Origin of the sequence: Variovorax sp. YR216 (assembly GCF_900107745.1) — a bacterium.
In the GTDB taxonomy this organism is placed as follows: Bacteria; Pseudomonadota; Gammaproteobacteria; order Burkholderiales; family Burkholderiaceae_C; genus Variovorax.
Genome location: NZ_FNRO01000004.1, coordinates 378,891 through 404,191, shown reverse-complemented (window position 1 = coordinate 404,191; position 25,301 = coordinate 378,891). Strand labels below are relative to the sequence as shown.

The following is a 25,301-nucleotide window of genomic DNA, read 5'->3' as shown; positions in this document are numbered from 1 at the left end:
CGAAGACCGACATGGTGCCACGAGCGGGGAGTGCTCAGCCGCGAATCCGACGCATCGCGAAGCTACTGCACGAATCCCATGCGGCCGCGCTGCACGCCGCCACGCGGAAGATCCTCCACGCGAACCTCTTCGCGGCCGGCGAGCCGGGCATTGCCGAAGCCGGTCATCAGCGCGCGGCGCATCTCGCGCGGGGCGAGCGTCGCGAGCTGGTCCAGCACGTCGCTCGTAGGCTCGGGCGACAGCAGGCGGCCCCAGTCATGGTCGGTGCGGATCGATGCGTAGAGCTGGCACGCGATCTGCCGCGAGGCCTCGGGCGAGGGTGCCTCGATCTCGAACACGTTCATGCGGTTCAGGATCGGCTCGGGGATGCCGCGCTCGTCGTTCGCGGTCGTGATCCAGATGACCTGGCTGGCGTCGATCGGCACTTCGGCGAATTCATCGACGAAGGCGTGCGCGGTGTCGTGCTCCAGCAGGTTGTAGAGCGCACCGAGCGGGTCGTACTGGCTGTCCGCGCCGGCCTTGTCGATTTCGTCGATGACCATCACCGGATTCGCATACTGCCCATCCACCAGCGCTTCGAACACCTTGCCGGGCTTCGCGCCCTTCCATTGCGACGAGGCGCCGGAGAGCAGCCAGCCGGCCGTCATCGAGTTCATCGGCACCAGCGACATGCCCGTTCCGAGCAACTCGGCGAGCTTTCGCGCAAAGTGGGTCTTGCCGATGCCCGGCGGACCCAGCAGCAGCATGGGGGTGACTTCGAGGCCGTCGCGGCTGTCCTGCGAGAGCGCGACATGGCGCCGCACGTCGTCGAGCACCTCGGTGAAGTTGGGAAGTTGGGCGTAGAGGCCGGACATCTCCGGCACGCCGCTGGGCTTGACCTGGAAGCGGTCGGGGCCGCGCTCCAGCATGCGTTCGTAGGTGGTGCGCAGGTGTTCGTGATCGTGGTCCGGCAGCTTGGCGAGCCTGCGCTCGACATCCTGCGTCTGGAAAACGCTGCGCAGGCTGGCGACCGGCAACTGGAACGACGACGCTGGCACGAGGCTACGGGAATCCATGGACACCTCCGTTTCGGACACTCGAACACAGCATAAGCCGTGCCCAACATCCGCGGGTGTCTATGTTTTCTCGGATTTGCGCAATCGTCGCGAGGCGGTCAAATACCGCCTTGCGGGTGCGTGGGATCGACCCACAGCACCGATTCGGGTTTCTCGACAGGCTCGATATCGAGGTTGATCGCGACCGCCTCGCCGTCGCTGCGGCACAGCACGCATTCGAGGGCCTCGGTCTCGCTGGCGTTGATTTCCTGGTGCGGCACGTAGGGCGGCACGTAGATGAAATCGCCGGGACCGGCTTCCGCCGTGTATTCGAGGTGCTCGCCCCATCGCATGCGGGCACGGCCCCGAACGACGTAGATCACCGATTCGAGATGACCGTGATGGTGCGCGCCGGTCTTGGCATTCGCGTGGATGGTGACGGTTCCGGCCCAGAGCTTCTGCGCACCGACGCGCGCGAAGTTGATCGCCGCCGCACGGTTCATACCCGGCGTCTGGGCGGTGTGGGTGTCGAGCTGGTTGCCGGGGACGACACGCACGCCGTCATGTTTCCAGGCGCCCTCGTGATGCGCGTGCCCATGATCGGCGGGGTCGTGGCTCACGGAGTACCTTCGCGCAGCAGCGCTTCGGGCTTCGCCTTCGGAGCGGCCGTGCGGCTCATGTCAGACGTTGGCGTTGAGCATCTGCTGCAGTTCGCCTGACTCGTACATCTCCATCATGATGTCCGAGCCGCCGACGAACTCGCCCTTGACGTAGAGCTGTGGAATCGTCGGCCAGTTGCTGTACTCCTTGATGCCCTGGCGGATGGCATCGTCTTCCAGCACGTTGACGGTCTTCAGTACCTTGGTGTCCACGCCGACGGCCTTGAGGATCTGGATCGCGCGACCGGAAAAGCCGCACATCGGAAAGCTGGCGTTGCCCTTCATGAAGAGCACAAGGTCGTTGGTCTTGACGAGATCGTCGATGCGTTGCTGGGCGTCGGACATGGGGCACTCCTGAAATTGGGCTGGGCGGATTATTTCACCGCACGCCAGATCGCGCCGGAACATCTTGCGATGCCGGCGAGGTCGTCGCGGCTTTGGGATTCTGAAAAGCCGCGCTCCCGGAGCAGTTGCCTGACTGCTTCGCTTTGGTCGTAGCCGTGTTCGAGCAGCAGCCATCCACCCTCCGCCAAGTGCGCCGGGGCGGCATCGACGATGCGGCGGATGTCATCGAGCCCGTCGTCGCCGGAGACGAGGGCAGCCTGGGGCTCATGCTGCAGCGCCGCAAGATGAATGTCGTCGCGGGCGACGTAGGGCGGGTTCGAGACGATCAGGTCGTAGCCTGTCCCGGCGCCGTCGAGCCAGTCCGCTTGCTCGAAGCGCACCGGCAGGCCGAGGCGCTCGGCATTCGCGCGTGCGACCGCCAGTGCATCGGCACTGGCATCGACGGCGGTGACTCTTGCGTCGCGCCGTGCGTGCTGGATGGCCAATGCGATGGCGCCGCTGCCCGTACCGAGATCGATCACGGACGGCGCGTCGCGCCCTTGGAGGCATTGAAGTGCCCATTCGACCAGCGTCTCGGTATCGGGGCGCGGCACCAGCACGCGGGCGTCCACCCGCAGGCTGAGCCCGTGAAACTCCTTCTCCCCGATCAGATAGGCCACCGGCTCGCCGGTCTTGCGGCGGGCGCAAAGCCTGGCGTACTCGGGCCAGATCGCGTCGCCCTGCGGGTCGGTGTCGTGCGCCAGCAGCCAGGCGCGATCGGTCGATGGTCGTCCGAGCACGTGCAGCAGCAGAAGCTGCGCATCGAGCCGGTCGATGCCCATGGCCGCCGCTGCCGCCAGCATGGCGGCCGGCGTCGCGGAAGAGAGCGGGTCGGTGGAGGTCACGCCGGCAGACTGGCTTCGAGTTCTGCAAGCTGCTCGGCCTCGCGGGCGGCCTTCAGCGCATCGAGCACTTCCCCGAGATCGCCTTCCATGATGGTCAGCAGCTTGTAGAGCGTGAGATTGATCCGGTGGTCGGTGAGCCGGCCCTGGGGGAAGTTGTAGGTGCGGATGCGGTCGCTGCGGTCGCCGCTGCCGACGAGCCCCTTGCGCAGCGCGGCGTCCTTGGCGGCGCGTTCGCTGCGTTCCTTTTCCTGGATGCGCGCGGAGAGCACCTGCAGCGCCTTCGCCTTGTTGCGATGCTGGCTGCGGTCGTCCTGGCACTCGGCCACGATGCCTGTCGGAATGTGCGTGATGCGCACCGCCGAGTCGGTCTTGTTGATGTGCTGCCCGCCGGCGCCGCTCGCGCGGAAGGTGTCGATGCGCAGGTCGGCCGGATTGATCTGCACCGCCTGCGCTTCGTCGGGTTCCGCCAGCACGGCGACGGTGCATGCGCTGGTGTGGATGCGGCCCTGCGTTTCGGTTGCGGGCACGCGCTGCACGCGGTGGCCGCCCGATTCGAAGCGCAGCCGGCCAAAGACGTCATTGCCGACGATGCGGACCACCACTTCCTTGTAGCCGCCGAGCTCGCTCTCGCTTTCGCTCACGATCTCGCAGCGCCAGCCGGCGCGGTCGGCGTAGCGGGTGTACATGCGCAGCAGGTCGCCCGCGAAGAGCGCGGATTCGTCGCCGCCGGTGCCCGCCCGGATTTCAAGGAAGGCATTGCGCGCGTCGTCCGGATCCTTGGGCAGCAGCAGGCGCTGGAGCTCGTCCTCGAGCTGCACCAGCTCCGCTTCGGCGCTCGTGATTTCCTCCTGCGCCATCTCGGCCATGTCGGGGTCTTCGAGCATCTCGCGCGCGGCGGCCAGATCGGCTTCGCGCTGCTTGTAGCGGCCGTAGCGGCCGGCGATCTGCGTCACCTCCGCATGCTCGCGAGAGATGGTGCGGTACTGCGCCATGTCGGACATGATGTCTTCGCGCGAAAGCAGGAAGTCGAGTTCGCCGAGACGTTGCGCATAGCGCTCGAGCTGGTGACGCAAGAAGGATTTCACGGGAGATCGGGGCGGATGGCGGGAGGGGTTGACCGCAGGCGGTGCGGCAACGGCGAGGTTGGCGCGCGGCGCCGGAAGCAACGGGCGTCGCTAACGCTCTTTGTTGCGCAGGTCGTTGCGCAGAAAGAGGCGGGAGATCGTCTGCGCCGTATGTTCGCGGGCGGCGGAATCGCCGGCGTGCAATTCGGCCATCGCGCCGTGGAGCATCTTCTGCGTGAGCGCGCGCGACAGCGCCTCCAGCACCACGTCGACGCTCTCGCCCTTGGCGAGCAGCTTGCGCGCGCGCGCCAGTTCGATCGCTCGCCATTCGTCGGTCTGTGCGTTGAGCTGGCGGATCAGCGGCACGGTGCCACGCTGGTCGAGCCAGTGCATGAAGCTCTGCACGCCCGCATCGATGATGACCTCGGCCTGCGCCACGGCAGCCTGCCGGTTGGCCTGGCCTTGCTGCACGACCTGCGCGAGGTCGTCCACGGTGTAGAGATAGATGTCTTCGAGCGCCTTCACTTCGGGCTCGATGTCGCGCGGGACGGCCAGGTCGACCATGAACATCGGCCGGTGCCGGCGCACCTTGAGCGCGCGCTCGACGGCGCCGAGGCCGATCAGCGGCAGGGTGCTCGCGGTGCAGCTCACGACGATGTCGAATTCGGCGAGGCGGGCCGGCAGGTCGGCCAGGCGCATCGCTTCGCCCCCGAAGCGCGACGCCAGCTTTTCGCCGCGCTCCAGCGTGCGGTTGGCGATCACGATGGACTTGGGCTGCCTGGCCGCGAAGTGCGTCACGGCGAGGTCGATCATCTCGCCCGCGCCGACGAACAGCACCCGCGTGCGCTGAAGATCCTCGAACAGCTGGCCGGCGAGCCGGACCGCGGCAGCGGCCATGCTGATGGAGTGGGCGCCGATCTCGGTCGCGGTGCGGACTTCCTTCGCCACCGCGAAGGAGCGCTGGAAGAGCTGGTTCAGCGTGCTGCCGAGCGCTCCGGCGGTTTCGGCGGCGCGCACCGCGTCCTTCATCTGGCCGAGGATCTGCGCCTCGCCGAGCACCATCGAATCCAGCCCGCTCGCGACGCGGAAGGCGTGGCGCGCCGCCTGGTCGTCATGCAAGGTGTAGGCGTGCGAACGGAGCAAGGCTGGCGAAACGCCACCGCTGTGGGCCAGCCAGTCGACGGTGTGATCGAGCGCGAGATGTTCGGCCGCGCAATAGATCTCGGTGCGGTTGCAGGTCGAGATGATGGCGGCTTCGACGTCGGGGTGCCGGCCGGAGCCGAACGAGTGGCGCAGGCTCTGCAGCGTGGGCGCGATCTGGTCGATGGCGAACGCAAAACGACCGCGCAGATCGAGCGGCGCGGTCGTGTGGTTCAAGCCCAAGGCCCAGACTGACATAACCCGGATTATAAAATCCGCCGCCCGCAGACGCTCCGGCATTCAAAAATGGCCGTCGCAGGGCGACCCGAATGGACCCGCTGGACTTCATCAACCACCTCCTCAACTTCATGGCGCCGGCTTTCGCCGTCGGTTTTCTGTGCGAGTTGCTCGGGCGCGTCGGCCAGCGGCCGGCCGGCAAGCGGATTGCCTGGTGGGTGCAGGGCGCGATCAATTTCGGCGTCGGAGTGGCCGTGCTTTCGGCGGGCCTCATCGTCTTCGGCCAGGATGGCCGGATGGCGACCTATGCCGCGCTGGTGGTCGCGTGCGGTACCAGCCAATGGGTCGTTTCCGGCGGCTGGCGGCGCTAGAGAGCTACGCGGTGGTGCCGGGGAGGATGCCCGGCGGCGGTGGCGCCACGGTCGGCGGCGCCACCGGGGCGCCGGTGGGTGACGGAATCCCCGGATAGGCTGCCATCGGCAGATCGGCGTCGCGCAGGCCGTCGAGGATCGAGAACAGCACGTCGCTGCGGACCGAACCGGCGACTCGCGGGCTCTGCACATAGGCCACCGCCTGGAAGATCAGGAACCCGACCTCGATCCCTTCCAGCGTGACGCTCGGGGCCGGCGTCGACAGCACGCCGGGATGGTTGCCGAATGCCGCCAGGATCACCTCCCTGGCCCGCGAAGCATTGGTGGTCAGCGGCATGGGCAGCCGGATCAGTACGCGGCCCTCGGCGTTCGACAACGTCATGTTGCGCACGGTCTTGGTGATGAACTCCGAATTCGGCACGATCATCGTCGAGCGGTCGCCCAGCTGGATCTCGGTGGCGCGCACGTTGATCCGGCGGATGTCGCCCTCGGCATTGCCCAGCACCACCCAGTCCCCGACCTTGACCGGCCGTTCCGCCAGCAGGATCAGCCCCGAGATGAAGTTCTGCACGATCGCCTGCAGGCCGAAGCCGATACCGACGGACAACGCGCTCGCCACCCAGGCGATGCGCTCGATGCCGATGCCCAGAGCGGAGAGCGCGAACGCGATCACCGTGATGCCGCCCACGTAGCCGAGCAGGGTGGTGATCGAGCTCTGCATGCCTGGCTCGAGCGCCGTGGTCGGCAGGAAGCTCCGGTCCAGCCAGTTTTTCAGGACGCGCAAGGCGATGAAGCCCGCGAGGAGCACCGTCACCGCGCTGAAGATCGCGCCCGGTACCAGCTCGATTTCGCCGACTTTCACGCCGGTGCCGAACTTGCCGCTGCGCTGAAGGACCTCGCCCGGGCCCGTACCCAGGGGCTGCGCAACCGCAATGAGCATGTAGAAGAAGAGCGCGACGCGACTCAGGCCCGACAGCGCGACCGCCGCCTGATCGAGCGTCCGCGGCGCGAGCCCGAAGCTCGCCTGCAGCCGCTGCCCGAAGCTGCTGCGCGATGACACCACCGCCATGAACAGGTCGTCCGCGAACTTGAATAGCACGTAGAAGGCCGCCAGCACGATGCACAGCCAGTTCAGCTGCAGCGCCAGGAAGCTCGCCATCGCGACGTAACCGACGGCCACCAGCACCCAGATCACGACCAGGATCAGCGCGACAAGGCCCAGCACGATGCCCACCCAGAGCGGGCGCTCCGCCTCTTCCTCGGGCGCAGCGGTCGCGGCCGCTGCCTCCTGCGGCGCCGCCTGCGAGGCGCGCAGCCGCACGAGCATGGCGCCGATCATGCCGGTGAGCGCCAGTGCCACGACGACATGTGCCGCGACCACCGCCGCGAAACTGGCTTCCACCACGGCATTCACTTGCGTCGGCAACCAGACCAGCGCCGCGACTAGGGCCATCAGCCAGGGAAAGGGCGCCAGCCGCGCCGCCATCGCGTCGGGAATCGGTGGCAGCCGCCAAGAAGGCTGGCCGTTGGACAGCAGCGCTCGCCCGAGACCGACCACGAAGGCGATGAAGATGCTCGACTGCACCATGGCATCACCGAGCTTTCGCGTCTGATCGCCCCATATCCCGTGCAGTTCGAAGGTCGTGTACACACCCCGCACGGCCAGGAAGACCAGGAGGACGTTGGCCGCGACGATGGCGATCACGAGCAGCGAGCGTCTCAATCGACCCGCCGGAAGGACGCGCGCCGCAAGCTGGGTGAGTGCGCGTTCCGCAAGCCAGTTGCCGGGCAGGGCGATCAGCACGGCGAGGATCAGGCTGAACACCACCGCAGTGATGTGCTCGGGCTGCGTCGCCGTGTCCACGCTGGCCTTGAGTTCAGAGCCGAGCGTCTGGAGCCGGTCGACGTCGCCGGACCACGCCTCGGCGAGATCGCCCCAGAACTCCCGTCCCAGCGGCGTGGGCGCTCGCTCGGTGAGTTGGGCTTCAAAGGTGGCCCGGCGCTTGGCGAGCAGATCGGTCGCGCGCTGCCGGGCGTCGACCGCCACGAGCCGGGCAAGCCGGATATCGGCGTCGACCGCGTTGCGTTCCTTCGTGAGCGTGGCGCGTCGCCCGGTGATGTCGGGTGTCTCTGCCGCGGCGCCGCCAGCGGGCACGGGTCCGAGCTCTCCGAGCCGCGCGTTCAGGTCGTTGAGTTCGGTGGTGCGCGAGGCGATGAACTTCTCGGTCGCGGCGGTGATGCTGTTGAGCTGCGCGATCAGGGCGCTCACATCCTCCGAGCTCTCGACCGTCTTCGGCATCTTCTCGAGCTCGGCGCGCAGCGCCGCCATCGTGGGCCCGGCCTGCTGGGAGTCGGCCTGTGCGAACGAAACGCAGCAAAACATGGCGGCCAGCAGCAGGGCCGCGAGTCGTGGGAACCAGCTCATGACTTCATCATAGAAGGCATCCGCCGGCCGCCGAAAGGGCTAGCCGGCCGGGCTGAACCGGTCGACCCGGTCCGTGATGATGCCGTCCGTCCCCAGCGCGGTGAGCCGCTCGGCCGCCCGTTCGTCGTTGACGGTGTAGCTCAGGGCGCGCAGGCCGGCAGCGTGCACCTTGGTGACGGTTGCGGCATCCCACAGCGCGTAGTTGCAGACGATCGCCTTGCATCCGAGTTGAAGCGCTGTGTCGAGCCAGCCGTCCCACAGGGTGTCGAGCAGCAGGCCGCGCGGCAACTCGGGCCGCGTCGCCATCGCGCCGCGCAGCGAGTCGGGCTCGAAGGAGGTGAGCAGCGGCGGCGGGAGCGTCCGGTCGGACCACCACTGCGCCGCGTGGCGCGCGACGACCTCGCCGGTCTTGTATTCGAGGCCGGGCGTCGGCTTGATCTCGATGTTGAGGGCGTGGCGGTTGGCCAGGCAGAAGCGGATGAGGGCCTCGAGGGTGGCGAGCGGTTCGCCGGCGTAGCGGCGCGAATGCCAGCCGCCGGCATCGAGTTGCGACAGCGCGGACCACGGCTGGTCGCCGGCAACGCCTCGTCCGTTGCTGGTGCGATCGAGCGTGGCGTCGTGCAGCAGGAAGGGCACGCCGTCGGCGCTCAGCTTGGCATCGCACTCGAACATGCGAAAGCCGTGCTCTGCACCGAGCCGGAAGGCCGCCAGCGTGTTCTCCGGCGCCAGCTTCCCGGCGCCGCGATGCGCAACCCAGCGGGGATAAGGCCAATCAGTCAGCGGCATATGAAAACCGTCGCAGAAAAGGCCAGGGCACCCGCGGAACCGGCTCCGCCGGGCCGCCGGGTGCGGCCCCCTCCCGCCGCAGGCGAGAGAGGGGGGCGCCGCGAAGCGGCTTGGGGGGTGCGTGTCATTTCATCCGCTTTCCGGAGCCGGCGTCGAACCAGTGCAGCTTGTCGGGCCGGGCCGCGATCCGCATCGTGTCGCCGGGTACCGGTGCGGGCTGGCCTTCGTCGGCACGCATGATCAGTTGCTCGTCGCCGACGCGGCCGTAGATCAGCCGCTCGGCGCCGAGGAGTTCGACATGCTCGATCTGCACCGACCAGCCGTTCGGATCGAGGATCAGGTGCTCGGGGCGGATGCCCAGGATCGTGCCCGGCCGCACGCCGGGCGCATGCTTGAGCAGGTTCATCGGCGGCGAGCCGATGAAGCTGGCCACGAAGGTGGTTGCCGGGCGCGAATACACCTCCTCCGGCGTCGCGAACTGGTCCATCACGCCGCCGTTCATCACGATGATGCGCTGAGCCAGCGTCATCGCCTCCACCTGATCGTGCGTCACGAAGAGCGAGGTGATGCCCAACTCGCGGTGCAGCTTCTGGATTTCGAGGCGGGTCTGCGCGCGCAGCTTGGCGTCGAGGTTCGACAGTGGCTCGTCGAACAGGAAGACCTTCGGCTGACGCACGATCGCGCGGCCCATCGCGACGCGCTGTCGTTGGCCGCCCGAGAGCTGGCGCGGCTTGCGCTCGAGCAGGTGGCCGAGTTCGAGGATCTTTGCGGCCTTGTCCACGCGAACCTTGATTTCGGCAGATGGCACCTTGGCGATCTTCAGGCCATAGGCCATGTTGTCGAACACCGACATGTGCGGATAGAGCGCGTAGTTCTGGAACACCATCGCGATGTCCCGCTCCGCCGGCTCGAGGTTGTTCACCACGCGGTCGCCGATGAGGATGTCGCCCGCGCTGATCTCTTCCAGCCCCGCGACCATGCGCAGCAGCGTGGACTTGCCGCACCCGGAGGGCCCGACGATGACGATGAATTCGTGGTCCGCGATCTCGGCGCTGACCCCGTGGATGACCTGGTTCGCCTTGGGCCCGTGGCCGTAGCGCTTGATGACGTTGCGAAGCGAGAGAGAAGCCATGATGTTTTTCTATTCAGAGCCGAAGCCAGGGATACCGCGGAACCGGCTTCGCCGGGCCGCCGGTATCGCCCCCGGAAGGGGGTCGGCGGCTACGCGAAGCGAGCAAGCCTGGGGGTGAACTCATTTTTCGGTGTCGACCAATCCCTTGACGAACCACTTTTGCATGAGAACGACCACCAACGCGGGTGGCAGCATGGCGAGCAGCGCGGTCGCCATCACGATGTTCCATTCGTTCTGCCCGTCGCCGCCGGCGATCATCCGCTTGATGCCGATCACGATCGGGTACATGTCCTCGGTGGTCGTCGCGAGCAGCGGCCAGAGGTACTGGTTCCAGCCGTAGATGAACTGGATCACGAAGAGCGCGGCGATGGAGGTCTTCGACAGCGGAACCAGCACATCCCAGAAGAAGCGCATCGGGCCGGCGCCGTCCATGCGGGCGGCTTCGATCAATTCGTCGGGCACCGTGAGGAAGAACTGCCGGAACAGGAAGGTCGCCGTCGCCGAAGCGATCAGCGGAATCGTCAGGCCCGCGTAGCTGTTGAGCATGCCCAGGTCGGACACCACCTGGTACGTCGGGCCGATGCGCACCTCGACCGGCAGCATCAGCGTGATGAAGATCGCCCAGAAGCACAGGCCCTTGAGCGGGAAGCGAAAGTACACCACCGCGAAGGCCGAGAGCAGCGAGATCGCGATCTTGCCGAAGGTGATGACCAGCGCGGTCACGAGGCTCACCCACATCATGCGGGCGACCGGTGCCACCGAACCGGCACCGACGCTGCGGCCGAAAAGCGCGGACTTGTAGCTTTCCCACATGTGGCTGCCCGGCAGGAGCGGCATGGGCCTCTGGACGATTTCCTGCGCCGTGTGGGTCGACGCGACGAAGGCCAGGTAGATCGGAAAGGCGACGATGAGCACGCCGAAGATCGCGACCACGTGCGCGAGGATGCCGAGAGTAGGTTTGCGCTCAACCATGTCAGTAGTTCACTTTCTTCTCGACGTAGCGGAACTGCAGCACCGTGAGCACGACGACGATGGCCATCAGCACCACCGATTGCGCAGCCGAACTGCCCAGGTCCATGGCTTTGAAACCGTCGTGATAGACCTTGTAGACGAGGATGCGGGTCGCCGTGCCTGGACCGCCCTGGGTCGCCGTATCGACAATCGCGAAGGTGTCGAAGAAGGCATAGACGACGTTGATCACCAGCAGGAAGAAGGTGGTCGGCGACAGCAGCGGGAACTGCACCGTCCAGAAGCGCCGCCACGGCCGCGCTCCGTCGATGGCGGCCGCTTCGATCAGCGACTTCGGGATCGATTGCAGTCCCGCGAGGAAGAACAGGAAGTTGTAGGAGATCTGCTTCCAGACGGCGGCCATCACGATCAGCGTCATGGCGTGAGTCCCGTTGAGCAGGTGGTTCCAGTCGAAGCCGAGCTTGCCCAGCCCGTACGCGACGACGCCCAGCGACGGCGAGAACATGAAGACCCACAACACCGCGGCCACGGCGGGCGCGACGGCATAGGGCAGGATCAGCAGGGTCTTGTAGATCATCGCGCCGCGCACGATGCGATCGACGAAGACCGCCAGCAGCAGCGACAGCGCGATGCCGATGCCCGCCACCAGGATCGAGAACAGCGCCGTCGTCTCGAAGGACTCGATGTACCCCGGGTCGTTGAACAACTCCCGGAAGTTCTGCAAGCCCACCCATTCGGTCGAGGTGCCGAACGCGTCCTGCATCTGCATCGACTGGGTGAGCGCCTGGCTGGCCGGCCAGAAAAAGAACACGCCGATGACGATCAGCTGTGGCGCGAGCAGCGCCCAAGGCAGCCAGCCCGAGCGGAAGACAACGCGTTTTTCCATGAATCCCTCAAAAAGAAACCCCGCCGGATTCTTGCGCTCCGGCGGGGCTGCGAGTCTACCGTCCGGTTCAGCTCTTGTTGGCTTTCTGGAAGCGCTCGAGCTGCTCGTTGCCACGCGTCACGATGGCGTCCAGTGCCTCCTTGGCGGTCTTCTTGCCGCTCCAGACCTGTTCGAGTTCCTCGTCCTCGATCGCGCGGATCTGGACGTAGTTGCCCAGGCGGATGCCGCGGCTCTTGTCGGTCACCTTGCGGATCATCTGCGTCACCGCGACGTCCGTGCCGGGGTTCTGCTTGTAGAAGCCCGATTGGTCGGTGAGCTGGTAGGCCGCGGTCGTGATGGGCAGGTAGCCCGTGCGCTTGTGGCTCGCGGATTGCACTTCAGGCGTCGAGATGAACTTGAAGAACTCGGCAACGCCCTTGTATTCCGCCGGCTTCTTGCCCGACATGACCCAGAGGCTGGCGCCGCCGATCACGGTGTTCTGCGGCGCGCCCGGCACGTCGGGGTAGTAGGGCAGGGGTGCCAGGCCGTAGGCGAACTTGGCGTTCTTCGCCACGTTGCCGTAGAAGCCCGACGAGGTGTTGATCATGGCGCACTCGCCCGACACGAAGCTCGCTTCGGGCACGTTGCCGCGGCCCTTGTAGATGAAGAGTCCCTGCTTGGACATGCTCGCGAGGTTCTCGATATGGCGCAGGTGCAGCGGCGAGTTCACCTTCAGGCGGGCATCCGTGCCCGACAGACCGTTGTTCTTCGTCGCGAACTCGACGTTGTGCCAGGCCGAGAAGCTCTCGAGCTGGGTCCAGTTCTGCCACGCCGTCGTGAACGGGCACTTGTGGCCGCTCGCCTTCAGCTTGGCCGCCGCCGCGACCACCTCGGGCCAGGTCGACGGCGCCTTGTTGGGGTCCAGGCCGGCCGCCTTGAACGCATCCTTGTTGTAGTAGAAGACGGTGGTCGAGCTGTTGAACGGGAAGCTCAGCATCTGCCCATTCGGCGCGGTGTAGTAAGCGGCCACGGCGGGGATGTACACGCTCGGGTCGAACTTCTGCCCGGCGTCCTTCATGACCTGGGCCACGGGGACGATGGCCCCCTTGCTCGCCATCATCGTCGCGGTGCCCACTTCGAACACCTGCAGGATGTGCGGCGCGTTGCCGGCGCGGAACGCCGCGATGGCGGCGGTCATCGATTCGTCGTACTGGCCCTTGTAGGTGGGGACGACCTTGTATTCCTTCTGGCTCTCGTTGAACTGCCTGGCCAGATCGTTGACCCACTCGTTGTTGACGGCGGTCATGGAATGCCACCATTGGATCTCGGTCTGCGCCAACGCGGATGTGGAAAGCGTTGCGGCGAGCGCCGAGGCCAAGGCGAGCGTTTTGAATCGCATGAAGACTCCTCTGGGGGAAATGAAAGCGCGGATGCTAGGTCGTGCTTATGACACGACGGCGTCACAATTTTTGACAGGTCCCGGAGTGTGCACCAACCGGGGAAACCCTTTTTGGTGCAACAGCCCTCCCGTCTGCATGCTGCAGCGCACCATGCTAGGATCGCCCTCCCTTTTTCGGCTCTGCCTTTTTGGCTCTTGGGTTCCGGGCGGGCCTTCCCCGACACGCATGAGCAAGACTTCCCTCGAAAAAAGCAAGATCAAGTTCCTCCTGCTCGAAGGCATCCATCCTTCGGCGGTCGAGGTTCTGAAGGCGGCTGGCTACACCAACGTCGAATCCGTGTCGGGCGCCTTGCCGGACACCGAACTCAAGGCCCGCATCGCCGATGTGCACTTCCTCGGCATCCGATCGCGCACGCAGTTGACGGCCGAAGTGTTCGCGGCCGCCCAGAAGCTGGTGGCGGTCGGCGCCTTCTGTATCGGCACGAACCAGATCGACCTCGATGCGGCGCGCGAGCATGGCGTCGTCGTCTTCAACGCGCCGTTTTCGAATACCCGCTCCGTGGCCGAACTGGTCCTGGCCGAAGCCATCCTGCTTCTGCGCGGCGTGCCCGAGAAGAGCGCGGTGGCGCACCGCGGCGGCTGGCTCAAGTCGGCGGACAACGCCTTCGAGATTCGCGGCAAGACGCTGGGCATCGTGGGCTACGGCTCGATCGGCGCGCAGCTTTCGGTGCTGGCGGAGGCGCTGGGCATGCAGGTCGCCTTCTTCGACGTCGTGACCAAGCTGCCGCTGGGCAATGCGCGGCAGGTGCGGGATCTGAATGAACTGCTCGTCCAGAGCGACATCGTGAGCCTGCACGTTCCCGAGACGCAGGCGACGCAGTGGATGATCGGCGCCGCCGAAATCGCCGCGATGAAGCCCGGGGCGATCCTGATCAACGCCTCGCGCGGCACCGTGGTCGAGATCGAACCGCTGGCCGCGGCGCTGAGGGAGAAGAAGCTGCTGGGTGCCGCGATCGACGTCTTCCCGGTCGAGCCGCGGACCAACAAGGATGAGTTCCAGTCGCCGCTGCGTGGGCTGGACAACGTGATCCTCACGCCGCACATCGGCGGCTCCACGATGGAGGCGCAGGCCAACATCGGCCTCGAAGTGGCCGAGAAGCTGGTCAAGTACAGCGACAACGGCACCTCGACCTCGTCGGTCAACTTCCCGGAAGTGGCGCTGCCGGCGCACCCGGGCAAGCACCGGTTGCTGCACATCCATCGCAACGTGCCGGGGGTGCTGTCGGAGATCAACCGGATCTTCTCGGACAACAACATCAACATCGCGTCGCAGTACCTGCAGACCAACGAGAAGGTCGGCTACGTGGTGACCGACATCGATGCGGCCTCGTCGGACCTCGCGCTCGAGAAGCTCGCCAAGGTGCCGGGGACGATCCGGAGCCGAGTCTTGTTTTGATCACCCCCAGCCTTGCCCACTTCGCGTGGCTCTGACACCCCCTTCCAGGGGGCAACCGCGGCGGCCCGGCGGAGCCGGTTCCACGGGGTTCCTGGTCTCCGGCGCGCCGGTAACGGGCAGCAAGGCCCCAGCGAGGCGTGGCGTGGCGACTGGCTTTAAAATTCGCGCCCCTGGTTCGTGGGCGCGCAGTGCCCTACCAAGGCCAACTCCCCGATGAATGCTCCGACCGCGTTGACGGCGTTGTTGTCGCAGGCCGCAGAGCCCGCGCGATTGCGTGAGATCCCCTACAACTACACCAGCTTCTCCGATCGCGAGATCGTGATCCGCCTGCTCGGCGAACGAGGCTGGGAGCTGCTGCAGACCCTTCGATCCGAGCGCCGTACCGGCCGTTCGGCCCGTATGCTTTACGAAGTGCTGGGCGACATCTGGGTCGTGCAGCGCAATCCCTACCTGGTCGACGACCTGCTGGACAACCCGCGCCGGCGCGGCCAGCTGGTGGATGCGCTCGACCACCGCCTTTCGGAAGTGCAGAAGCGCCGCACGCCCGACAGCGACGCGCAGCGCGATGCGCTGGTCGGCGAGCTGGTCGATCTCGTCGCCGGGGCCATCGCCGCGTTCGACACCATGTTCCGCGATGTCGCGGCCCTGCGGCGCAAGGCGACGCGCACGCTGCGCCGGCTGACCGCCAAGGACAACATCAAGTTCGACGCGCTTTCGCGCGTTTCGCACGTGACCGATGCGACCGACTGGCGGGTCGAATATCCGTTCGTCGTGCTGACGCCCGATACCGAGGCCGAGATGGCCGGCCTGGTCAAGGGCTGCATCGAGCTCGGCCTGACGATCATTCCGCGTGGAGGCGGCACCGGCTACACGGGCGGCGCCATTCCGCTCGCGTGGAACAGCGCGGTCATCAACACCGAGAAGCTCGAGGCCATGACCGAGGTCGAGCTGATCTCGCTGCCGGGTCTGGAGGCGCCGGTGCCGACGATCTGGACCGAGGCCGGTGTCGTCACGCAGCGCGTGGCCGACGCGGCCGAGCGCGCGGGCTTCGTGTTTGCCGTCGACCCCACGTCCGCCGAAGCCTCGTGCGTGGGCGGCAATGTGGCCATGAACGCCGGCGGCAAGAAGGCCGTGCTCTGGGGCACGGCGCTCGACAACCTCGCCTCCTGGCGCATGGTGACGCCACAGGCCGAATGGCTCGAAGTCACGCGCGTCGGTCACAACCTCGGCAAGATCCACGACGCCGAAAGCGCGATCTTCGAGCTGCAGTACTTCGCAGCCGACGGCAAGACCGCATTGCGCGCCGAGCGGCTGGAGATCCCTGGCAAGACCTTCCGCAAGGAAGGCCTCGGCAAGGACGTGACGGACAAGTTCCTCTCGGGCCTGCCGGGCATCCAGAAGGAAGGCTGCGACGGCCTGATCACCAGCGCGCGCTGGGTGGTGCATCGCATGCCGGCGCACACCCGCACCGTCTGCCTCGAATTCTTCGGCAACGCGAAGGATGCGGTGCCGAGCATCGTCGAGATCAAGGACTTCATGTTCGCCGAGCAGAAGCGCTCTGGCGTGCTGCTGGCAGGGCTGGAGCACCTGGACGACCGCTATCTCAAGGCCGTCGGCTATGCGACGAAGTCCAAGCGCCATGGTGGCGGCCTGCCGAAGATGGTGCTCTTCGGCGACATCGCCGGCGACGACGCCGACGCGGTGGCGCGAGTGACCTCCGAAGTGGTGCGCATCGCCAACTCGCGCAGCGGCGAGGGCTTCATCGCCATCAGCCCGGAGGCGCGCAAGAAGTTCTGGCTCGACCGCAAGCGCACCGCGGCGATCAGCCGCCACACCAACGCCTTCAAGATCAACGAAGACGTGGTGATCCCGCTGCCGCGCATGGCCGAGTACACCGACGGCATCGAGCGCATCAACATCGAGCTGTCGCTGCGCAACAAGATCGCGCTCGCCGATGAGCTTGAAGCGTTCTTGGCGCGAGGCAACCTGCCGCTGGGCAAGAGCGACGACGCGAACGACATCCCCACGGCCGAGCTCCTGGAGGACCGCGTGGCGCAGGCCATCGCGCTGGTGGCCGAGGTGCGTGCGCTGTGGCAGGGCTGGCTCGACAACGTCGACTCGCTGTTCCCGCAGTTGCAGGACCACTCGTTGCGTGCGAGCTGGAAGACGCAGATTCGCGAGCCGCTGAGGTCGATCTTCACGGGGGCGGAATTCGCACCGATCCTGGCCGAGTGCAATGCCATCCATAAGCGCGTGCTGAAGGGCCGCGTGTGGGTCGCGCTGCACATGCACGCCGGCGACGGCAACGTGCACACGAACATCCCGGTCAACAGCGACAACTACGAGATGCTGCAGACCGCGCATGAGGCCGTCGCCCGCATCATGGTGCTGGCGCGCAGCCTCGACGGCGTGATCTCCGGCGAGCACGGCATCGGCATCACCAAGCTCGAATTCCTGAGTGAAGACGAACTGCAGCCCTTTGCGGACTACAAGCGACGCGTGGACCCGGAAGGCCGCTTCAACAAGGGCAAGCTGCTGCGCGACAACGCAGGCTTCGCGCAAGGCGGACGTGCGCTGCACGCCGACCTGACCAATGCCTACACGCCGAGCTTCGGCCTGATGGGGCACGAGTCGATCATCATGCAGCAGAGCGACATCGGCGCGATCGCCGACAGCGTGAAGGACTGCCTGCGCTGCGGCAAGTGCAAGCCGGTGTGCGCGACGCACGTGCCACGCGCCAACCTGCTCTATTCGCCGCGCAACAAGATCCTGGCGACATCGCTCCTGGTCGAGGCGTTCCTCTATGAAGAGCAGACGCGGCGCGGCGTGAGCATCAAGCACTGGGAAGAGTTCGAGGACGTGGCCGACCACTGCACGGTCTGCCACAAGTGCCTGACGCCCTGCCCGGTGAAGATCGACTTCGGCGACGTGTCGATGAACATGCGCAACCTGCTGCGCAAGATGAGGCAGAAGTCCTTCCGGCCCGGCAACGCGGCGGCGATGTTCTTCCTCAACGCCACGAATCCGCAGACCATCAAGGCGATGCGCACCGGCATGGTCGACATCGGCTTCAAGGCGCAGCGCCTCGCCAACGACGTGCTGCGCGGCCTCGCGAAGAAGCAGACCGCGGCGCCGCCGGCCACGCTCGGCCCGGCGCCGATCAAGGAGCAGGTGATCCACTTCATCAACAAGAAGATGCCTGGTGGATTGCCCAAGAAGACCGCTCGCGCGCTGCTCGACATCGAGGACGCCGACTACGTGCCGATCATCCGCGACCCGAAGGCGACCACGCCCGATACGGAGGCGGTGTTCTACTTCCCGGGCTGCGGCTCGGAGCGCCTGTTCTCGCAGGTCGGCCTCGCGACGCAGGCGATGCTGTGGCATGCCGGCGTGCAGACGGTGCTGCCCCCGGGTTATCTGTGCTGCGGCTATCCGCAGCGCGGCAGCGGACAGTACGACAAGGCCGAGAAGATGATCACCGACAACCGGGTGCTCTTCCACCGCGTCGCGAACACGCTCAACTACCTCGACATCAAGACGGTGGTGGTGAGCTGCGGCACCTGCTACGACCAACTCCAGGGCTACCAGTTCGACAAGATCTTCCCGGGATGCCGCATCGTCGACATCCACGAGTACCTGCTCGAAAAGGGCATCACCCTGGGCGATGCGGGCGGCGCAGGCTACCTCTATCACGACCCCTGCCACACGCCGATGAAGCTTCAGGAGCCGATGAAGACGGTGAAGGCGCTGGTCGGCGACAACGTGCTCAAGAGCGACCGCTGCTGCGGCGAGTCGGGCACGCTCGGCGTGACGCGGCCGGACATCTCGACGCAGATCCGCTTCCGCAAGGAAGAAGAGCTGCAGAAGGGCGAGTCGGCGTTGCGTGCGTCCGGCAAGGTCGCGCCTGAAGGCAACATCAAGATCCTGACCAGCTGCCCGAGCTGCCTGCAGGGCCTGAGCCGCTACGGCAACGACCTGAACAACGGCCTGCTCGAAGCCGACTACATCGTGGTCGAGATGGCGAACCGCATCCTCGGCGACAACTGGATGCCCGACTACGTGGCCGCCGCGAACCAGGGCGGCATCGAGCGCGTGCTGGTGTGATCATGACTCGCGTCCAAGGCTGTCCCCTGTGCGATGAAACCGGCGGTCGGCTGGTTCATGACGCGACGAAGTTCCGCGTGATCCATGCAGTGGAAGCGGGCTTTCCCGCCTTCTATCGCGTGGTGTGGAAGGAGCATGTCGCGGAATGGTCCGAACTCTCTTCCGCGGATCGCAGCCTGTGCATGGACGCCGTCGCGGTCGTCGAACAGAGCCTGCGCGACGCGCTGGCGCCGGCCAAGATCAATCTCGCGGCGCTCGGGAACATGGTTCCGCATCTTCACTGGCATGTGATCGCGCGCTTCGATTGGGACACACGCTTTCCGGCGCCGGTGTGGGCGCCCGCACAGCGCGAACGCGATGCCGCGCGCGAAGCCGCCGTCGAGGCAGCGCTGCCCGCAGTGGAGCGCGACATGGTCCAGCGTCTCTCGAGCAGGAGTTTCTGATGGCAGGTTTGCAAGCCGGCGCGCCGACGCCCCAATCGATCACCGTGCACAGCCGCTCGCGCGTGCTGGAGATCGGCTTCTCCGACGGCGCGGTCTTCAGGATTCCCTTCGAGCTGATGCGCATCTATTCGCCTTCGGCGGAAGTGCAGGGCCACGGTCCGGGACAGGAAATCCTCCAGACCGGCAAACGCGACGTCGACCTGTTGGACCTTCAGCCCGTCGGCAACTATGCAGTTCAGCCCTCCTTCAGCGACGGCCACGACAGCGGCATCTATTCGTGGGACCTGCTGTACGACCTCGGCGCCCGGCAGGACGCGCTGTGGGCCGAGTACGAGAAGCGCCTTGCCGCGGCCGGTGTCGATCGCGATGCGCCGATGCCGGAGAAGGGCGGACACGCCTGCGGCAGTCACTGAGAGAGTGAGAAATGCCCGGTGTCCCCACGGGGTCGTCGGCGCGAAGTGAACGCTTCCGGCCTAACATCGGGAGCATGAGCGCCGCGCCGGGCCGCCCCAAGCAAGCTCGCGCCGCAGTGCGCAGCACGAAGGCTATTGAATGAGTACCACCCATTTCGGATTCGAATCGGTCGACGAGAGCGACAAGGCACGCCGCGTGCGCGGCGTGTTCGACTCTGTTGCCTCGCGCTACGACCTCATGAACGACCTCATGTCCATGGGCCTTCACAGGGCATGGAAGGCCTACACCATCATGGTGGCCAACGTGGGCGAAGGCTCGAAGGTGCTCGACATCGCAGGCGGCACCGGCGACCTCGCCCTGGCCTTTGCCAAGAAGGTCGGCACCACCGGACAGGTGGTCCACACCGACATCAACGAGGCCATGCTGCGCACCGGCCGCGACCGTCTGCTGGATGCCGGCGTCGTGCTGCCCACCGCGGTCTGCGATGCCGAGAAGCTACCTTTCCCCGACAACCACTTCGACGTCGTCACGGTCGCGTTCGGCCTGCGCAACATGACCCACAAGGACGCCGCGCTGAAAGAGATGAACCGCGTGCTGAAGCCGCGCGGCAAGCTCCTCGTGCTCGAGTTCTCGAAGGTCGCCAAGCCGCTGCAGAAGGCCTATGACTGGTATTCGTTCAGCGTGTTGCCGCGCCTGGGCAAGGTCGTCGCGGGCGACGATGCCAGCTATCGCTACCTCGCCGAGTCGATCCGCATGCACCCCGACCAGGACGAACTCAAGACCCTCATGAAGGAGGGCGGTTTCGGGCATGTGGACTATCACAACATGACTGGCGGCGTCGTAGCCCTGCATGTTGGAATCAAGTGTTGAAACTGAGTTTTGTTTGCCGTAGAGGAGACGTCATGAAGAATTTGTGGTCCGTCATGCTGGTGTGTGCGCTGGCCGTTGTGAGCATCGATGCCGACGCCGCACGCATGGGTGGCGGCAAGTCGTTCGGCAAGCAGTCGAGCAACGTGACCCAGCGCCAGGCGACGCCGCCGGCGGCACCGGCACAGCCCGGTGCACCCGCCCAGAGCGCGACCAACACCGCGACCAACCCGGCACCGGCGGCGCCGCAGACCGCGCCCGCCGCGCCGAAGCGGCCGTGGGCCGGAATGCTGGGTGGCCTGGCCGCGGGGTTGGGTCTCGCGTGGCTTGCCCACTCCCTGGGCCTCGGCGCTGCGTTCGGCAACGTTCTGCTGATCATCGTGCTGGTGCTCGCTGCGGTGGCCGTGTGGCGTATCTTTGCCTCGCGTTCGCGAGGTGCGGCGACACCCCGCACCGGCGGCTTCGCATTCCAGGGCGCGGGTAGCCCGGCGGACGCCACGGCGCCCGCGCAATACAGCCCCAAGAACGTCGGCAACGATGCCTCGGCCCGGCCATGGGAGCGCAATCAACTGGCTTTCGATCCTTCGCCTGCGAAGCAGCCCGATCACCCGGTCGGTTCGTCCATGGCGGGCGCGGCGGCTGCCGGCGGCAGCATGATCGGCGCGGCTCTGGTCGGATCGCAGTCCTGGGGCATCCCTTCGGGCTTCGACGCTGACGGATTTCTGGCTGCCGCGAAGCGCAACTTCGTCACGCTGCAGGACGCCTGGGACCGCGCCGACATCGGCACGCTGCGTTCGATGATGACCGACGAGATGGTCGGCGAGATCCGCCAGCAGCTGGCCGAGCGCGAGAGCCACACTGGGGGCCAGCCGAACAAGACCGAGGTCGTGATGCTCGACGCGAAGCTGCTGGGCATCGAGGAGCTCCCGGACGCCTATCTGGCGAGCGTCGAGTTCTCCGGAATGATTCGCGAGGACATCTCCGCCGGCCCGAGCCCGTTCCGCGAAGTCTGGAACATGACCAAGCCCACCAATGGTGGCGGCTGGCTGGTGGCAGGCGTTCAAGCGCTGCAGTAGCCTTTTTCCGTGGGCTGCGAGCCCGATAATGGGGACATGGTTACACCATCGTCCCCTTTTTCTTTTCTTGACGATCTCTTCAATCGCGTCGGTAGCCGCATGCAGCCGCCGGATTGGGCGATTCGCGAAATCCAGCACCGGACGGTGCTCTTCCTGAACCACGTGCTCCAACAGGAGCCCGAGGCCCAGCAGCGGCTGATGCGCCAGCAGGGCAGGGTGGCGCTGTTCCAGTGGCGCTTCGTGACGATGAAGTTCGTCGCGACGCCCGCGGGCCTGCTCGATCTCGCGCCGGAAGGCGCCGAGCCGGAACTCACCTTGAGCGTCACCGAGGAATCGCCTTTCGGACTTGCCCGGGCCGCGTTCAGCGGTGAGAAGCCGGCCGTCCGCATCGAAGGCGACGTTCAATTGGCGGCGGAAGTCAACTGGCTCGTCGATCATGTGCGGTGGGACGTCGAGGACGATCTCGCCCGCGTCATCGGCGACGTGCCGGCGCACACGATCGCGACCGGTGCACGCCGGGTGGTGGACGCGCTGCGCCGCTTCGTCGGTGAGCGTTCCGGCAAGGCCGGCGGCTCCGCGGGCGCCGAATGAGGCGCATCTATCGCGGCGTATTCATCGTCTGGGTCGCGCTTCGCTACGGCCTCGACGAACTCGTCCTCACGAGCTTCCAGAAGCCCTGGCTTCGCGTGGTCGCCCGGATCGTCTCCGTCGGGCGCAATCTCGATGCCCCGCGCGGCCAGCGCCTGAGGGAGGCCCTGGAGCGGCTCGGGCCGATCTTCGTCAAGTTCGGGCAGGTGCTCTCCACCCGGCGCGACCTGCTTCCGCCCGACATTGCCGACGAACTCGCATGGCTGCAGGACCGGGTTCCGCCGTTTCCGTCGAAGGTGGCCATCGCGACCATCGAGCGCGCCTTCAGGCGTCCGGTGGGCGAGATCTTCGAGCAGTTCGACGAGACGCCCGTGGCCAGCGCCTCGATCGCGCAAGTGCATTTCGCGACCCTGCGCCTGCCCGACGGCACCTTGCGCGAAGTCGCGGTCAAAGTGCTTCGCCCGGGCATGCGCGACGTGATCGAAAAGGACCTCGCGCTCATGGCGGCGATGGCCGGGTGGGTCGAGAACCTCTCGGCCGACGGCAAGCGGCTGAAGCCGCGCGAGGTGGTCGGCGAATTCGACAAGTACCTGCACGACGAGCTCGATCTGGTGCGCGAGGCGGCCAATGCGGCCCAGCTTCGCCGCAACATGGACAAGCTCAACCTGGTGCTGATCCCGGAGATGTTCTGGGACTTCTGCCACCCGGAAGTGATCGTGATGGAGCGCATGAAGGGCGTGCCCATCGCGCAGCTCGACCGATTGCGCGCGGCCGGCGTCGACATTCCGAAGCTCGCACGAGACGGCGTCACGATCTTCTTCACGCAGGTCTTCCGCGACGGCTTCTTCCACGCCGACATGCACCCGGGCAACATCCAGGTGAGCCTGGAGCCCGAGACCTTCGGGCGCTATGTGTCGCTGGACTTCGGGATCATCGGCACGCTGACCGAGTCCGACAAGGAATACCTCGCGCAGAACTTCGTCGCCTTCTTCCGCCGCGACTACAAGCGCGTGGCAGAACTGCACCTGGAAAGCGGCTGGGTGCCGGTCGGCACCCGCATCGACGAGCTCGAAGCCGCGATCCGCACCGTCTGCGAGCCGTACTTCGACCGGCCGCTCAAGGAAATCTCCCTCGGCATGGTGCTGATGCGGCTCTTCCAGACCTCGCGCCGCTTCCATGTCGAGATCCAGCCGCAGCTCGTGCTGCTGCAGAAGACGCTGCTCAACATCGAGGGGCTGGGCCGGCAGCTCGACCCCGAACTGGACCTCTGGAACACCGCCAAGCCGTTCCTCGAAAAGTGGATGAGCGAGCAGATCGGCCCGCGCAAGCTGTTGGAGCAGCTGAAGGCCGAGGCACCGCGCTACGCAAAATTGCTGCCCCAGCTGCCGCGCCTGATGCACGATTTCCTGGAGAATCGCCCCGCCGACCACCGGCGCGAACTGCTGGAACTGCTGGCCGCCCAGAAGCGGACCAACCGCCTCCTGCAGGCGATCATCTACGGTGGCATAGGTTTTGTATTGGGATTGCTCGCGATGCAGGTGCTGGTGCGCGTGCGTCTTTTCTGATTTTTGGAGAACTTGCCGTGCTGTTGACCCTGGTCATCGCCTACCTGCTCGTCACCATCGCCATCGGCCTGTACGCGGCCAAGCGCGTGAAGAACACGACGGACTTCGCGATCGCGGGGCGCCACCTGCCGCTCTACATGATCGTGACCACCACCTTCGCGACGTGGTTCGGGTCGGAGACGGTGCTCGGCATTCCGGCCAAGTTCATCGAGGGTGGACTGAACGCGGTGGTCGAGGATCCCTTCGGCGCGGGCACCTGCCTGATCCTGGTCGGCCTCTTCTTCGCTGGCAAGCTGTACCGCATGACGCTGCTCACCATCAGCGACTACTACCGCGAGCGCTACGGCCGGTTCATCGAGATCGCCTGCTCGCTGATCATCATGCTGAGCTACCTGGGCTGGGTGTCCGCGCAGGTCACCGCGCTGGGGCTGGTGTTCAACGTGCTGTCGGGCGGTGCCATCGGGGTGTCGATGGGCATGGTGATCGGCGTGGTGTCGATCCTGGCCTACACCCTCTTCGGTGGCATGTGGTCGGTTGCCGTGACCGACTTCATCCAGATGATCATCTTGGTGCTGGGGCTGGCCGTGATCGCGACGTTCGCGGGCAACATGGCTGGTGGCGCAGACAAGGTGGTCGATTTCGCGCTCAGCAAGGACCTCTTCAAGTTCTGGCCCGAGCCGACGCTCAAGGACATGATCTTCTTCTTCGCGGCCGCGATCACGATGATGCTGGGCTCGATTCCCCAGCAGGACGTGTTCCAGCGCGTCATGTCGGCCAACAGCACCCGGGCGGCAACGCTCGGGCCGGTGATCGGCGGCGTGGCCTACATCCTGTTCGCGTTCGTGCCCATGTTCCTGGTGGCGAGCGCCCTGCTGATCATGCCGACCGAGACCGCTACGCTGCTGAAGGAAGATCCGCAGAAGGTCCTGCCCACGCTGGTGCTCGAGAAGATGCCCTTCGTCATGCAGGTGTTCTTCTTCGGCGCGCTGCTCTCGGCGATCAAGTCGACCGCTTCGGCGACCCTCCTGGCGCCCAGCGTGACCTTCACCGAGAACATCTGGCGCCAGTTCCGGCCGGCCGGCAGCGACCGCTCGAACCTCATGACGATGCGTCTCACGGTGCTGGTGTTCAGTGTCTGCGTGCTCGCCTATGCGATCCGCATGCAGGGGACGCCGATCTACGAACTGGTGTCCGGCGCCTATCAGGTGCCGCTCGTGGGGGCGTTCGTGCCGCTCGTGTGCGGGCTCTACTGGCAGCGTGCGTCCACGCAGGGCGCCGTTGCCGCGGTCGTGCTGGGCATCGGCGTGTGGCTGCTGTTCCTCGCGACGTCGTGGAGCGAGATGTTCCCGGCGCAACTGGCGGGGCTGCTGGCCTCGTTCACGGGCATGGTTGCGGGGTCGCTGGCGCCGCAATGGGTGGCCAATACGCGCACGCCGCACCGGCCTCTGGCGGCCGACCCCGCCTGATCCGCACTGCGC

22 protein-coding genes are annotated in these 25,301 nt (G+C 66.2%); 10 read left to right on the top strand and 12 right to left on the bottom strand.

Going from position 1 to position 25,301, the window contains the following annotated elements; translation table 11 throughout:
- Positions 1 to 62: 62 nt before the first annotated feature.
- From BLW05_RS15240 to hemA, 6 genes are all read right to left on the bottom strand, one after another.
- Entirely contained in the window at positions 63 to 1,055 is a 993-nt protein-coding gene (locus BLW05_RS15240; protein WP_093163762.1) for an AAA family ATPase, read from the bottom strand.
- A gap of 98 nt (positions 1,056 to 1,153) precedes the next feature.
- Positions 1,154 to 1,654, bottom strand: a complete 501-nt coding sequence (locus BLW05_RS15235; protein ID WP_093163761.1) for a cupin domain-containing protein — start codon at positions 1,652 to 1,654, stop codon at positions 1,154 to 1,156.
- A gap of 60 nt (positions 1,655 to 1,714) precedes the next feature.
- Positions 1,715 to 2,038: a Grx4 family monothiol glutaredoxin gene (gene grxD / locus BLW05_RS15230; RefSeq protein WP_093163759.1), complete on the bottom strand. Its 324-nt coding sequence runs from the start codon at positions 2,036 to 2,038 to the stop codon at positions 1,715 to 1,717.
- Between the two features lie 29 nt (positions 2,039 to 2,067).
- Entirely contained in the window at positions 2,068 to 2,922 is an 855-nt protein-coding gene (gene prmC, locus BLW05_RS15225; protein ID WP_093163757.1) for a peptide chain release factor N(5)-glutamine methyltransferase, read from the bottom strand.
- Positions 2,919 to 4,007, bottom strand: a complete 1,089-nt coding sequence (prfA, locus tag BLW05_RS15220) for a peptide chain release factor 1 (RefSeq protein ID WP_093164080.1) — start codon at positions 4,005 to 4,007, stop codon at positions 2,919 to 2,921. The genes prmC and prfA overlap by 4 nt, the downstream gene beginning before the upstream one ends.
- Positions 4,008 to 4,097: 90 nt before the next feature.
- A complete protein-coding gene (gene hemA, locus BLW05_RS15215; protein WP_093163756.1) occupies positions 4,098 to 5,384 on the bottom strand; it encodes a glutamyl-tRNA reductase in 1,287 nt (428 codons plus the stop codon).
- 71 nt (positions 5,385 to 5,455) lie between these two features.
- On the opposite strand from hemA, the gene BLW05_RS15210 reads away from it, so the two are divergent.
- Complete coding sequence (locus tag BLW05_RS15210; protein WP_093163754.1) at positions 5,456 to 5,734, top strand: hypothetical protein; 279 nt, start codon at positions 5,456 to 5,458, stop codon at positions 5,732 to 5,734.
- Between the two features lie 4 nt (positions 5,735 to 5,738).
- On the opposite strand, the gene BLW05_RS15205 is transcribed toward BLW05_RS15210, so the two are convergent.
- The 6 genes from BLW05_RS15205 to ugpB all read right to left on the bottom strand — a co-directional run bounded on the left by BLW05_RS15205 (position 5,739) and on the right by ugpB (position 13,310).
- Entirely contained in the window at positions 5,739 to 8,159 is a 2,421-nt protein-coding gene (locus BLW05_RS15205) for a DUF3772 domain-containing protein (RefSeq protein ID WP_093163752.1), read from the bottom strand.
- A 39-nt stretch (positions 8,160 to 8,198) separates the two neighbouring features.
- On the bottom strand, positions 8,199 to 8,945 hold the full coding sequence (gene ugpQ, locus BLW05_RS15200) for a glycerophosphodiester phosphodiesterase (protein WP_093163751.1): 747 nt from the start codon (positions 8,943 to 8,945) through the stop codon (positions 8,199 to 8,201).
- A 124-nt stretch (positions 8,946 to 9,069) separates the two neighbouring features.
- Positions 9,070 to 10,077: a sn-glycerol-3-phosphate ABC transporter ATP-binding protein UgpC gene (gene ugpC, locus BLW05_RS15195; protein WP_093163749.1), complete on the bottom strand. Its 1,008-nt coding sequence runs from the start codon at positions 10,075 to 10,077 to the stop codon at positions 9,070 to 9,072.
- A gap of 120 nt (positions 10,078 to 10,197) precedes the next feature.
- Positions 10,198 to 11,049, bottom strand: coding sequence for a sn-glycerol-3-phosphate ABC transporter permease UgpE (gene ugpE, locus BLW05_RS15190; protein WP_093163747.1), 852 nt, complete (start codon positions 11,047 to 11,049; stop codon positions 10,198 to 10,200).
- A gap of 1 nt (position 11,050) precedes the next feature.
- Entirely contained in the window at positions 11,051 to 11,932 is an 882-nt protein-coding gene (gene ugpA, locus BLW05_RS15185; RefSeq protein ID WP_093163745.1) for a sn-glycerol-3-phosphate ABC transporter permease UgpA, read from the bottom strand.
- 67 nt (positions 11,933 to 11,999) lie between these two features.
- Positions 12,000 to 13,310: a sn-glycerol-3-phosphate ABC transporter substrate-binding protein UgpB gene (ugpB, locus tag BLW05_RS15180; protein ID WP_093163743.1), complete on the bottom strand. Its 1,311-nt coding sequence runs from the start codon at positions 13,308 to 13,310 to the stop codon at positions 12,000 to 12,002.
- Between the two features lie 226 nt (positions 13,311 to 13,536).
- Here ugpB and serA point away from each other — a divergent pair, with 226 nt between their 5' ends.
- The 9 genes from serA to BLW05_RS15135 all read left to right on the top strand — a co-directional run bounded on the left by serA (position 13,537) and on the right by BLW05_RS15135 (position 25,289).
- Positions 13,537 to 14,766 (top strand): phosphoglycerate dehydrogenase, encoded by a 1,230-nt coding sequence (gene serA / locus BLW05_RS15175; RefSeq protein WP_093163742.1) that lies wholly within the window; start codon positions 13,537 to 13,539, stop codon positions 14,764 to 14,766.
- A gap of 213 nt (positions 14,767 to 14,979) precedes the next feature.
- Positions 14,980 to 18,870 (top strand): DUF3683 domain-containing protein, encoded by a 3,891-nt coding sequence (locus tag BLW05_RS15170; RefSeq protein ID WP_093163740.1) that lies wholly within the window; start codon positions 14,980 to 14,982, stop codon positions 18,868 to 18,870.
- A 2-nt stretch (positions 18,871 to 18,872) separates the two neighbouring features.
- A complete protein-coding gene (locus BLW05_RS15165) occupies positions 18,873 to 19,313 on the top strand; it encodes an HIT family protein (protein ID WP_093163739.1) in 441 nt (146 codons plus the stop codon).
- Positions 19,313 to 19,726: a gamma-butyrobetaine hydroxylase family protein gene (locus BLW05_RS15160; RefSeq protein WP_093163737.1), complete on the top strand. Its 414-nt coding sequence runs from the start codon at positions 19,313 to 19,315 to the stop codon at positions 19,724 to 19,726. The genes BLW05_RS15165 and BLW05_RS15160 overlap by 1 nt, the downstream gene beginning before the upstream one ends.
- 139 nt (positions 19,727 to 19,865) lie before the next feature.
- Complete coding sequence (gene ubiE / locus BLW05_RS15155) at positions 19,866 to 20,597, top strand: bifunctional demethylmenaquinone methyltransferase/2-methoxy-6-polyprenyl-1,4-benzoquinol methylase UbiE (RefSeq protein WP_093163736.1); 732 nt, start codon at positions 19,866 to 19,868, stop codon at positions 20,595 to 20,597.
- Between the two features lie 32 nt (positions 20,598 to 20,629).
- Positions 20,630 to 21,670, top strand: coding sequence for a Tim44 domain-containing protein (locus BLW05_RS15150; RefSeq protein WP_093163734.1), 1,041 nt, complete (start codon positions 20,630 to 20,632; stop codon positions 21,668 to 21,670).
- 36 nt (positions 21,671 to 21,706) lie between these two features.
- Positions 21,707 to 22,261 (top strand): ubiquinone biosynthesis accessory factor UbiJ, encoded by a 555-nt coding sequence (locus BLW05_RS15145; RefSeq protein WP_093163733.1) that lies wholly within the window; start codon positions 21,707 to 21,709, stop codon positions 22,259 to 22,261.
- Complete coding sequence (gene ubiB, locus BLW05_RS15140; protein ID WP_093163732.1) at positions 22,258 to 23,823, top strand: ubiquinone biosynthesis regulatory protein kinase UbiB; 1,566 nt, start codon at positions 22,258 to 22,260, stop codon at positions 23,821 to 23,823. Before BLW05_RS15145 ends, ubiB begins: the two co-directional genes overlap by 4 nt.
- 17 nt (positions 23,824 to 23,840) lie before the next feature.
- The gene (locus BLW05_RS15135) at positions 23,841 to 25,289 is read left to right on the top strand and encodes a high affinity choline transporter 1 (protein ID WP_093163730.1); all 1,449 of its coding nucleotides are present in this window, start codon (positions 23,841 to 23,843) and stop codon (positions 25,287 to 25,289) included.
- Positions 25,290 to 25,301: the final 12 nt, after the last annotated feature.